The sequence below is a fragment of the Methanofollis sp. genome (assembly GCF_028702905.1).
In the GTDB taxonomy this organism is placed as follows: Archaea; Halobacteriota; Methanomicrobia; order Methanomicrobiales; family Methanofollaceae; genus Methanofollis.
On sequence record NZ_JAQVNX010000078.1, the window covers coordinates 1 to 10541 of the forward strand.

General features: G+C 63.4%; 13 protein-coding genes and 1 pseudogene. 1 reads left to right on the forward strand and 13 read right to left on the reverse strand.

Annotation, left to right across the window (positions count from 1 at the left end; genetic code table 11):
- The 13 genes from PHP59_RS09245 to PHP59_RS09305 all read right to left on the reverse strand — a co-directional run.
- Nucleotides 1-1355 (reverse strand): acetyl-CoA carboxylase biotin carboxylase subunit (locus PHP59_RS09245; protein ID WP_300166284.1); only part of this gene is annotated, 1355 nt, incomplete at its 3' end.
- A 20-nt stretch (nt 1356-1375) separates the two neighbouring features.
- Nucleotides 1376-3118 (reverse strand): sodium-extruding oxaloacetate decarboxylase subunit alpha, encoded by a 1743-nt coding sequence (gene oadA, locus PHP59_RS09250; RefSeq protein WP_300166288.1) that lies wholly within the window; start codon nt 3116-3118, stop codon nt 1376-1378.
- 54 nt (nt 3119-3172) lie between these two features.
- Nucleotides 3173-3817 carry a hypothetical protein gene (locus PHP59_RS09255; RefSeq protein WP_300166290.1) on the reverse strand — a complete coding sequence of 215 codons (645 nt, stop codon included), beginning with the start codon at nt 3815-3817 and terminating at the stop codon, nt 3173-3175.
- Entirely contained in the window at nt 3799-4497 is a 699-nt protein-coding gene (locus PHP59_RS09260; RefSeq protein WP_300166292.1) for an energy-coupling factor ABC transporter ATP-binding protein, read from the reverse strand. Before PHP59_RS09260 ends, PHP59_RS09255 begins: the two co-directional genes overlap by 19 nt.
- On the reverse strand, nt 4481-5164 hold the full coding sequence (locus PHP59_RS09265; RefSeq protein WP_300166294.1) for an energy-coupling factor ABC transporter ATP-binding protein: 684 nt from the start codon (nt 5162-5164) through the stop codon (nt 4481-4483). The genes PHP59_RS09260 and PHP59_RS09265 overlap by 17 nt, the downstream gene beginning before the upstream one ends.
- Nucleotides 5161-5670 carry a biotin transporter BioY gene (locus PHP59_RS09270; RefSeq protein ID WP_300166296.1) on the reverse strand — a complete coding sequence of 170 codons (510 nt, stop codon included), beginning with the start codon at nt 5668-5670 and terminating at the stop codon, nt 5161-5163. Before PHP59_RS09270 ends, PHP59_RS09265 begins: the two co-directional genes overlap by 4 nt.
- A 9-nt stretch (nt 5671-5679) precedes the next feature.
- Nucleotides 5680-6660, reverse strand: coding sequence for a biotin--[acetyl-CoA-carboxylase] ligase (locus PHP59_RS09275; protein ID WP_300166297.1), 981 nt, complete (start codon nt 6658-6660; stop codon nt 5680-5682).
- Between the two features lie 5 nt (nt 6661-6665).
- The gene (locus PHP59_RS09280) at nt 6666-7088 is read right to left on the reverse strand and encodes a DUF2111 domain-containing protein (protein WP_300166299.1); all 423 of its coding nucleotides are present in this window, start codon (nt 7086-7088) and stop codon (nt 6666-6668) included.
- A 30-nt stretch (nt 7089-7118) separates the two neighbouring features.
- A complete protein-coding gene (locus PHP59_RS09285; RefSeq protein WP_300166301.1) occupies nt 7119-7700 on the reverse strand; it encodes a hypothetical protein in 582 nt (193 codons plus the stop codon).
- Nucleotides 7697-9130: an RtcB family protein gene (locus PHP59_RS09290; RefSeq protein WP_300166303.1), complete on the reverse strand. Its 1434-nt coding sequence runs from the start codon at nt 9128-9130 to the stop codon at nt 7697-7699. Before PHP59_RS09290 ends, PHP59_RS09285 begins: the two co-directional genes overlap by 4 nt.
- Before the next feature lie 11 nt (nt 9131-9141).
- The gene (locus PHP59_RS09295; RefSeq protein ID WP_300166305.1) at nt 9142-9549 is read right to left on the reverse strand and encodes an archease; all 408 of its coding nucleotides are present in this window, start codon (nt 9547-9549) and stop codon (nt 9142-9144) included.
- 2 nt (nt 9550-9551) lie between these two features.
- Nucleotides 9552-9695 carry a hypothetical protein gene (locus PHP59_RS12705; protein WP_366943744.1) on the reverse strand — a complete coding sequence of 48 codons (144 nt, stop codon included), beginning with the start codon at nt 9693-9695 and terminating at the stop codon, nt 9552-9554.
- Between the two features lie 168 nt (nt 9696-9863).
- On the reverse strand, nt 9864-10178 hold the full coding sequence (locus tag PHP59_RS09305) for a DUF2551 domain-containing protein (protein WP_300166309.1): 315 nt from the start codon (nt 10176-10178) through the stop codon (nt 9864-9866).
- A gap of 183 nt (nt 10179-10361) precedes the next feature.
- Here PHP59_RS09305 and PHP59_RS09310 point away from each other — a divergent pair.
- Nucleotides 10362-10541: pseudogene (locus PHP59_RS09310) on the forward strand (preprotein translocase subunit SecF); the annotation flags it as partial.

Here is a 10541-nt window from a genome sequence, read left to right on the forward strand (position 1 = left end):
CGGAGACTCTGGGCGATGTGCTCCTCCTGGAGGAAGTGGGTGTGCGTGTTGCCGAGCGCGAACTCCCTGTTGTGCATGATCGCGTGGTGGAGGGGCAGGGTCGTCTTCACGCCCAGGATGACGTACTCGTAGATCGCCCTGCGCATCCTCTCGATCGCCTCCATCCTCGTCTGGCCGTGGGCGCAGAGCTTCGAGATCATCGAGTCGTAGTTCGGCGGGATCGTGTAGCCCATGTGGATGCCTGAGTCCACCCTGATGCCGGGGCCGCCCGGCGAGCGGTACCGGACGATCTTGCCCGGATCGGCCTGGAAATTGTTCAGCGGGTCCTCGGCATTGATCCGGCACTCGATCGCGTGCCCCCGGATCGAGACGTCCTCCTGGTCGAAGGAGAGGTCCTGCCCCGCGGCGACCGCGATCTGCTGCTTCACGATATCGATGCCCGTGATCATCTCGGTGATCGTGTGCTCCACCTGGAGACGGGTGTTCATCTCCATGAAGTAGTAGTCCCCGTCAGAGTACAGGAACTCGACCGTGCCCGCATTCTTGTAATGGGACGTCTTCGCGACAGTCACCGCGGAGGCCGACATCCTCTCCCGCAGCTCGTCCGTCATGATCGGGCAGGGCGCCTCCTCCACCAGTTTCTGGTGACGGCGCTGGATCGAGCACTCGCGGTCGTACAGGTGGAGAGTCTTCCCGTACCTGTCCGCGAGCACCTGGAACTCGATGTGGCGGGGCTTCGTGAGATACTTCTCGATAAAGACCGTCGGGTCGCCGAAGGCCGACGCCGCGATCCGCATGCTCCCTGCGATCGCCTCCTCCAGCTCTGCCGGGGAGTTGACGACATGCATCCCGATGCCGCCGCCGCCCGCGCTCGCCTTCACGATCACCGGGTAGCCGATCTCCTCCGCGACCTTCGCCGCCTCGTCGAGACTCGTGATCCCGCCAGGCGTGCCGGGCAGGACGGGCACGCCCACCGCCTGCATCGTCTGCTTGCTCTCGATCTTCGAGCCCATCATCTCGATGGTCTTCCAGGACGGGCCGATGTAGGTGAGACCCTCGTCCTCGACGAGTTTTGCAAACTTCGCGTTCTCCGCCAGAAACCCGTAGCCAGGGTGGACCGCCTCGGCGCCCGACATCGTCGCGATCTCGGCGATCCTCTCCATGTTCAGGTAACTCTTCTGCGGCGGGGCCTCGCCGACAAAGAAGGCCTCGTCCGCGTACTTTACATGGAGGGCGTTTTTGTCCGGGGCCGAGTAGATCGCGACCGTCTCGATCCCGAGTTCGCGGCAGGCCCGCATCACCCTGATGGCGATCTCGCCCCTGTTTGCGATGAGCACCTTCTCAAAATATCTCATAGGACCACACAGAGGGGAGTTTATTCGACCACCATCAGGACGTCCCCGTTCTGGACGACGTCTCCCGCATCCACAAAGATCTCACTGACCTTGCCGTCGGCAGGGGCATAGATCGGGTTCTCCATCTTCATCGCTTCGAGGACCAGGAGGACGTCGCCCTTCTGCACCTCGGCGCCGGCCGAGACCCGCACTTCGAGGACCATGCCCTGCATGTTGGACTTGATGCCGCCGACGATCTCGCCCCGCGGGATCTCCTTGCCGGCAGACGGTGCGGCCGACTCGACCGTACTCCCCTCGACAGAGAGGATCCGCACGGAGAAGATCTCGCCGTCGACCTCCACCTCCATGAAGCCCGGGATGTCGGCGGTGCTCGCCGCCGCCTGCACCTTCTGCGGGATCGCCTCGGGCTTTCTCTCGCCACGGAGGAAAGAGGGGGCGATCGCCGGGTACATGATATAGGTGAGGACGTCCTCCTCCTTCCGCACGAGGCCCTCCTTCACCGCCTGCTCCCGCATCTTCTCGTAGGCGGGCTCCAGGAGGTCGGCGGGCCGCACCGTGATCACCTCTTCGTCGCCGATGATCAGAGTCCTGATCTCGGGCGAGATCGGCGCCGGCGACCTGCCGTACAGACCGCGGACATAGTCCTTGACCTCCTTCGTGACGTTGGAGTACCTTTCCTTGCCCATCAGAACGTTCAGGACCGCCTGCGTCCCCACGATCTGGCTGGTCGGGGTGACGAGGGGAGGATAGCCGAGGTCGGCACGCACCTTCGGCAGTTCGGTCAGCACCTCCTCCATGCGGTTGAGGGCGTCCTGCTCCTTCAGCTGGGAGACCAGGTTCGAGATCATCCCGCCGGGGAGCTGGTAGATGAGGACGTCGCTGTCGACCCTCTCGGAGATCGGGTCGAGGAGACCGCCGTACTTCTCCCTGAGGCCGACGCAGAGGTCCCGCACCGCCCTGAGGGCGTGCAGGTCGATGCCGGTGTCCCGAGCCGTCCCCCTGAGGGAGGCGACCACGCTCTCCGTCGGGGGCTGCGAGGTGCCGAGGGCGAAGGGCGACATCGCCGTGTCAAGGATGTCCACGCCCGCCTCGATCGCCGCCTGGTAACTCATCGACGCGATCCCGCTCGTCGAGTGGGAGTGCAGGCAGACCGGGATATCGACCCTCTCCTTGATCCCCGCGATGAGTTCGCGGGCGGCCTCGGGCATGATCAGCCCGGCCATGTCCTTGATGCAGATGGAGTCGCAGTCACGCGCCGCCATCTCCTCGGCCATATCGATGAAGGTGGCCGTGGTGTGCACCGGGCTTGTCGTGTAGGAAATTGTCCCCTGCAGGTGTGCGCCTGCCGCCTTCACGCTGGTGAAGGCCTTGTCCATGTTTCTTATATCGTTTAAGGCGTCGAAGACGCGGAAGATGTCGACGCCGTTCTTATAGGCGGCATCGACAAAACGCTCCACGACATCGTCGGGGTAGTGACGGTAGCCCACCAGGTTCTGCCCCCGCAGCAGCATCTGGATCGGCGTCTTCGTAAGTTCGGCCTTCAGGTCTCTCAGGCGTTCCCAGGGATCGTCGTTGAGAAAGCGGATGCAGCTGTCGAAGGTCGCACCCCCCCATGCTTCCAGGGAGAAAAAGCCCACATCATCCATCTTCCGAGCCAGAGGGATCATGTCCTCCGTTCTCATGCGGGTGGCGATGAGCGACTGATGGGCATCCCTGAGCGTCGTATCGGTGATATATACCCTTTTAGAACTGGCAGCACTCATCTGAATACCTCGGGGCTCTTAAATATCCTCAAGCCTCTCAATTTTTCAATCTGATCATATAAATACATCACTAAGAGGTACATACGAGAGAATTACGATAATTCCGGCAAGAGCAGCGGCGCATTTGTCTGCTCTCGTCCGGGTGAATACCGGGCAGACCGAGCCCCCGCCGGTGTAGCCGCGCACGGCAAGGAGGGAGGCGCGGTCTGTCGACCTCTGCATCTGTGCATGGAGGAGGCCGAGGCCGAGGGGGACGACGGCCCTGATGCCGCGGCCTTTCCCTTTCAGTTGCAGGGCCATTCTCATCCGTGTGATGTCACCCTCCAGGGAGGCGAGCGCCTCCATCCCCATCTCGCCGGCAAGGCCGATGTCGAAGCCCCACTTTTTCCCGAAGAGGGAGGCGCCGGCGCCGAGGAGTTCGCCGGGGACGCGTTCGCGGTACGCCCAGAACGCGATGAGAAAGACCGCCGCGAGGCGGAAGAAGTAGGCGAGGCCGCCGCCCGCGGTGACCTCGGTCGCGGCCGCGGTGATGCCGAGGGTGAGGAGGACGACGGCCCCGGCGGTCCGCGGCGGGAGGGACGCTCCTCTCCTGCTGAATGCCGCCCACCAGAGATAGACGAGGGCCGCCCCCTGCACAGACTGGAAGGCGGCGATGGAGAGGGCGAAGATGCAGAAGAGTCTCAGTCGTGCGTCCTGCATAGCGCCTCCACCGCGTCCCTGAACCTGATGTTCTCCGGCACGACGCCGGCGTCGAGGGCGTGCCTGAGGTACGGCGGGGCGTGCCGCCATGCCGGGATGGCGTCAGGCACCCTGCCGAGAGAGACGACCTCTCCCTCCTCGACCTCCCAGAGATAGTCGGCCCGCGGGAGCACCTGCCTCTCGTGGGTGAAGATGACGGTGACGCCCCCTTTTCTCTCGTTCAACTCCCTGCACAGGCGGCCCTTCTGGACGCAGTCGAGGGAACTGAAGGGTTCGTCCAGGACCAGGAGGTTGTGACGGCCCGAAAGGATGCAGGCGAGGTGGAGGCGCTTGAGTTCGCCGCGGGAGAGGGCGAAGGGGTCGTCCCCCAGGCGGTCTTCGAGGCCGCAGATTTTTGCGATCTCTACCGGGTCGGCGCCGTAGGAGAGGACCTCGGCCTCGACCGTCGCCTCGGTGACGTGGTATTCGGGGTTCTGGAAGGAGAGGGTGAGGGACTCGATGCCCTCTCTGGTGACCGTCCCTGCCGACGGCCGGATAAGGCCCGCGAGGAGGAGGGCGAGGGTCGTCTTCCCGCTCCCCACCCTGCCGCTGACGAGGTGGACGCCCTCGCCAAAGACGCCCGAGCAGGTGAGGGTGAAGGCGCCGCGCCTGAAGAGGACAGAGTCAAGCCTGACGTCCATGCATGATCCTCCAGAGGGGGGGATAGAAGCAGGTCTCTTCGCGGGCGGCGAAGACGGCGGCGGGCGTGCCTATCTCGCCGACCCGCCCCTTCTCCAGGTACAGCACCGTGTCGGCCCGTGCGGCGGCGGCCATGTCCTGGGTGCAGCGGACGGAGTACCGGCACCGGCACTTTGCCAGGGCCTCTTCGACGACCCCGGCCGTCTCGCCGTCGAGGTGGGAGTCGAACTCGTCGAGGACGAGCACCTCGGGGTCTGTCGAGAGAGCGGTCGCGAGGGCCACCAGGGCCCGTTCGCCCCCGGAGAGTTCCCTGACCGTGCGGGGGAGGAGGTCCTCGATCCCGACCAGGCGGGCGGCCGCGTCCACCCGTCTCTCCACCTCCTTGCAGGGGAGACCGGCGAAACGGGAGGGACTTGCTATCTCGTCGTCGACGCGGGTGAAGAGGATACTCTGGTCGGGGAACTCAGGAACCCACCCGACGTCGACCAGCCGCGGCTGTCGGCCGTCGATGGCGATCCTGCCCTGGAGAGGAAGAGCGATGCCGGAAAGGAGAGAGAGAAAAGTTGATTTGCCGCTCCCGTTCGGGCCGATGAGGGCGGTGTGCCCCTCGTCGACCCGGAGGGAGGGGATGGAGAGGATGCCGTGGACGAGGCCGTCGATCTCGATCATGCCAGACGTCGTCCGACGATATACGCGGCCGCCGCCTTGACGGCGTCGCCCGGGAGGAAGGGCACCATCCCGACGAGAGTTGCGGCCACAAGTCCCATGCCGGTCGAATATGCAAGCCACGAGACCCCGAAGAGGTAGATCGCGATCGAGGCGGCGGCAAGGCCGGCGATCCTGACCATCTCGGCGTCTCTCTCGTACGCCAGGCCCGCGATAAGGGCCGCGGCGATGAACCCGACGATGAAACCCCCTGTCGGCCCCATCAGGACGCCGATGCCCGCCGTGCCGTTGTGGAAGACGGGCAGGCCGAGGAGACCGAGGAGGAGGTACAGGGCCGCGGGCACCACCGCCCACCTCTTCATGACCACCCCCGCGAGGAGGACGAAGAAGGTCTGGAGGGTGAGGGGCACGGGGACGAAGGGAATCGAGACCCAGGAGCCCGCCGCTATCAGGGCGACAAAGCCGGCGGACTCTGCGATAATGCGGGAACGCTCTTCGCTGCCGTACATGACCCGCCCTCAGAGGTGCATGCAGTCGCCTGCCACGACCTTCTCGATCCGCCCGTTGTCCCGCCTGATGATCAGGGCGCCGTGCTGATCGATGTCGATAGCGACGCCCTCGAAGGTCTTTCGCATCGTCCTGATCGAGACGCGGTTGTCCAGGGTGCGGGAAAGGCTCTTCCATTCCCTGATGATCGGGTCGTACTCGCCGCTCTCCAGGATCTGGTACCTGCTCTCGAACTCCTTCAGGACCGTCGTGAGCAGGGAGGCGCGGTCGACCTCGTGCCCGAGTTCGGCCATCACCGACGTGACCGTCTTCTGGAGGTCGGGCGGGAGGTCGCTGATGTCCACGTTGGCGTCGATGCCGATGCCGAGGAGACAGTAGTTGACATTCTCCCCCTCTGTCGAGAGTTCGACAAGGAGCCCGGCAACCTTTTTGTCGCCGATATATACGTCGTTCGGCCACTTGATCAGTGCGCCGAGGTCGTACTTCCGGCGGATCGCCCGGGCGATCGCAAGGGCCGCCGCCATCGTGATCAGGAAGAGGGAGTCGACCGGTATCGTCGGCTTCAGGATGAGGCTCGCCCAGATGCCACCCTTCGGCGAGACCCAGGCGCGGCCCATCCTCCCGAAGCCGCCGGTCTGTTCTTCGGCGACGACCAGGGTGCCGTGGAGGGCGGCAGGGTTCTCTTCGGTGCAGAGTTTCCGTGCCGCCCAGTTCGTCGAGCCGACGCTCTCATGGTACCTGATGTCCCGGCCCATCACTGCGGTCTTGAGCGTCTTTTCGATCTCCCCGGAGGTGATCGCCCCGCCGCCCCTGACAAGGAGATAGCCAGACCCCCGGGAGAACTCGATGTCGTGCCCTGCCTCGCGCAGGCTCTTGATATGGTGTGCGACCGACGACCCCGGTATATCGAGAGCCTCGCTGATCTGTTCAGCGGTGATAGAGTCTTCGGCTGATTCGAGTATCTTTAGAACCTTCTCAGTAACATCGTTCATGGCTATTACCTTTTTGCGGGGATCGCTTCTGTGGGGAGAGGACAGGGGTCTTTTCCGCAGACCTGCCGGAGGATCGCGGACTGGTGCTCCATCAGGGTCGCGAGGTCGAAGATCCCGGTGATGTCGACGACGCCGATCGCACCGATCGCCTCGCCGGCGCTGTCGCGCACCGGTGCGACGACGACAGGCACTCCCTTATAGGGGCCTGACGGCGGCACATCTTTTTTCAGCCTGTTCTCTGCAATGGCGGCCTCGAGGAGCGGACCGGTATAGTGATCGTCGATCACCCTCCCCTCCTCGACACGCAGCCCGGGCGCAGCCCGTGACCGTGCCGTTATCGGCAGCCTGTTGAGAAGGAGATGGACCGCCATCACCACCGGCGTCAGGTCGTCTGTCGTGGATGAAGCGGAAATGATATACTGGTCCATTATTCCACCTGTACTCTCCATTACACTCTTCTAAAATAAGGTTTCTCTTTCCGCGGTACAGAAGGTGCCGACAAACCGGGCGGAGGGGTACTCGTGGATGCTGGTGACGACGACCACGCCCTTGCCGATCTGCTTTGCAAGGACGACCGCCTCTCCTTCGGGCGTGGCGGCGATCACGTCGGCGTCGGCGTCGGAGAAGACGCCGTCTGTCTCGACGGCCTCGGGGTCGTAGTCCTCGACGATCGCGGCGTACTCGCTCTCGGCAGGGAAGACGAGTTTCCTCTGCTTGAACTCGTGCCTGTACTCCACCCTGAAGGGGAGCCAGTCATAGGCCCCGGGCCTCTCGTCCATCGCCCCGAAAACCAGGAGGTGCCCGCCGTTCTCGACGAAGGCCCTGATGCGCGGGGAAGCGGCGCGGAGTGCCGGGAGGAGACGGGAGTACCGGGGGTTCGCAAAACCGGTCGGCACGATGAGGGCGACGTACCGCCCGCGGTAGAAGGGAGACGCCACGAGCAGCTGGTTGATGGGGTCGCAGCTGACGCCGCAACACTCGTTGACGAACCTGTTGAAGGTGTTCGGTTCGTCCCAGAGGATCGCCGCCTTTGCCGTCACCCCTTGATCACCCCGATCGGGTGGAGCCTGACCACAGGCAGGGAGAGCCCTGCCCGGCGGACGACGTCGACGACCTTGTCGCTCTCCTTGTACGCGTCCGGGGCTTCCTCGGCGATCGAGGCGTCGCTCGTCGCCCTGACGATGATCCCCTGTTTCAGGAGTTGTTCCCTGACCTCCCGGCCGGGTGTGGCGTGTTTGGCCTTTGTGCGGCTCATGACCCGGCCGGCACCGTGGCAGGTGCTCCCGAAGGTCCTCTCCATCGCCGTCGCCGTGCCGTGGAGGACATAGGAGGAACTGCCCATGCTGCCCGGGATGATCACCGGCTGACCGACCGCGCGGTAGACCTGCGGCACGTCGTGGAGACCGGGGCCGAAGGCGCGGGTGGCGCCCTTCCTGTGGACGCAGAGCGTCCGCCTCTTCCCATAGGCGGCGTGCTCCTCCATCTTGGCGACATTGTGGGCGACGTCGTAGACGAGGGGCATCTCCTCGTAGGCGATCCCGAAGAGGCGGGCGAAGACCGTGCGTACCTGGTGGGTGATCACCTGCCTGTTCACCCAGGCATAGTTCGCCGCCGCGGCCATCGCCCCGAAGTACGCTTCCCCTTCAGGGGAGTGGACAGGGGCGCAGGCGAGTTGCCGGTCCGGGATCTCGATGCCGTACTTCCGGGTCGCCGACTCGAGGACCCGCAGGTGGTCTGTGCAGACCTGGTGGCCGAGGCCGCGGGACCCGCAGTGGATCATGCAGCAGATCTGGCCTGCTTCAAGGCCGAAGGCCTTTGCCGCCTCAGGGTCGAAGACCGCGTCCACCGCCTGCACTTCCAGGAAGTGGTTGCCCGACCCGAGGGTGCCGGACTGCGGCCTGCCCCTCTGCCGGGCCTTCTTGCTCACCGCGGCCGGGTTCGCCTGCTTCATCCTCCCCTGCTCCTCGCAGTGCTCGATATCGGCGGTCATGCCGAAACCGTGGTCTATCGCCCACTCCACCCCGTCGGCCATCAGGTCGTCGAGATCGGCCTCGGAGAGGCGCATCGTGCTCTCGGCACCGACGCCTGTCGGCACCGTCCTGAAGAGTTCTTCGATCAGGGCCCGCGGGTTTGTGATGTCGGCGACGGTGAGAGGCGTCGTGATCAGGCGGACGCCGCAGTTGATATCATAACCGACCCCGCCCGGCGAGACGACGCCCGTATCTTCTTCAAAGGCCGCGACACCCCCGATGGGAAAGCCGTAACCCGAGTGGATGTCGGGCATGGCAAGGGAATATCTGACGACGCCCGGGAGCGTGGCGACATTGGCGAGCTGCTGGACCGCCCCCGCTTCCAGCGTCTCCGAGAGGTCTTCGGAGAGGAAGAACCGGCCGGGTACCCGCATCCCCGGGACATAACCGACCGGCACCTCCCATTCGACCTCGCTGATCTTCTTGATCCCTTCAAGCATTTCCGACTACCTCACACATCAAAGAGTATCTCGCTACAAAACTCTTCCCCGTCCCTGAAGATCTTCAGCCCCGAATAGGATACCCCCTTGATCTCCATACCGCCGAGATGTTTCTCCCGGGTGAAAGGTTCTCCCCTGGCCGTTGCCGTAAGGCTCGTGCCTGTTATGGAGACGTCGAAGGAGGAGAAGACGACCCTGTCCACTTCCGAGACGAAGAGGAGTTCGGAGAGAAAATCGATCATCAGGGACAGGACGTCGTCGGACGCGACCGAAATGCTTCGCTCGATCTCTCCCTCGTCGCAGGTGACGTACATGATGGAGAACATTGCCCTGGCGGCCTCGGCAAAGAGGGCGTTGCAGTCCTCTGCCCGCACCCGCACCCGCACATCTGCCTGATGGGGAAGTTCCTCGAACGACATCCTCACTCCAGGTCGTAGGCCGGCACAAGGCCGATATCGAGGGTGTCAAGGTACGGCGCCTGGTACATGGAGATATAGATCCAGTGACACCCGGCCTTCACCACCACGTCTGTGGCTTTCTGGGGCTTGACCGAGATCGGAAGCAAAATCGGGCCTCCGCAGGACGTACACACCCTGAAATCGCAGCCCCGCGTTTGAACATATGACAGAACCTCTTCCGAGACTTTTATCCTCGGGGTCGAGGGTTCTTTCCCGGTCCTTATCATTCCTTATACGTCAATGCAGGAAAGGGTAAAACTGTTGTGATCCCCCGCCTATCCACTGTCGAGAAGGCGGGTGACCATGCCGACGTAATCGTCCTTGATCTCGTAGATGGCGTTCGTGCTCTCCGGGTCCCGCCGCACACGCAGGACCCCGATGCGCGAGGCGATGATCCCCACCATCGAGGCGATGGAGTGGTAACTGACCGTAAAGGTCCGGGAGAGCAGCGCATAGAGATCGGGGATTGTCGTCGACCTGATCCTGACGAAAAAGGCTAGAACTTCGTGCCTGATGCCCGTATTGTCTCGTGAAAGATATGTCTTCAGGCGGGCCTCGATCTCTTTCTTGATGTCGGCCGGCGACCGCATATTTGTGTGTGGTATTGGTCCCCATATTAATCTTGCTATTTTATTCCGGACTCTCCCGGCCGTGGTATCAGGAAAAAAAGCCTCCCGCGAATGAACGGATTGGACAGTTATTCCGCTCCAAAAAGACGCAATACAGGGGAGGATATCCAAATATTAATCCCTTCTACGGCAGAGTATATACTTATGGGGTTTGTCACCTACGATGTCAACAAATACCCGCCGAAGCAGATGGTAACGATACCACTCGTTCTGCTTCTCCTGGCGCTCGGCCTCCTTACTTTTAACTGGCTGAGCACAGGGATGCCGTTAACTCCCGGCATCGACTTTGCAGGCGGCACTGCCGTCACCGTCATCACCGACGAC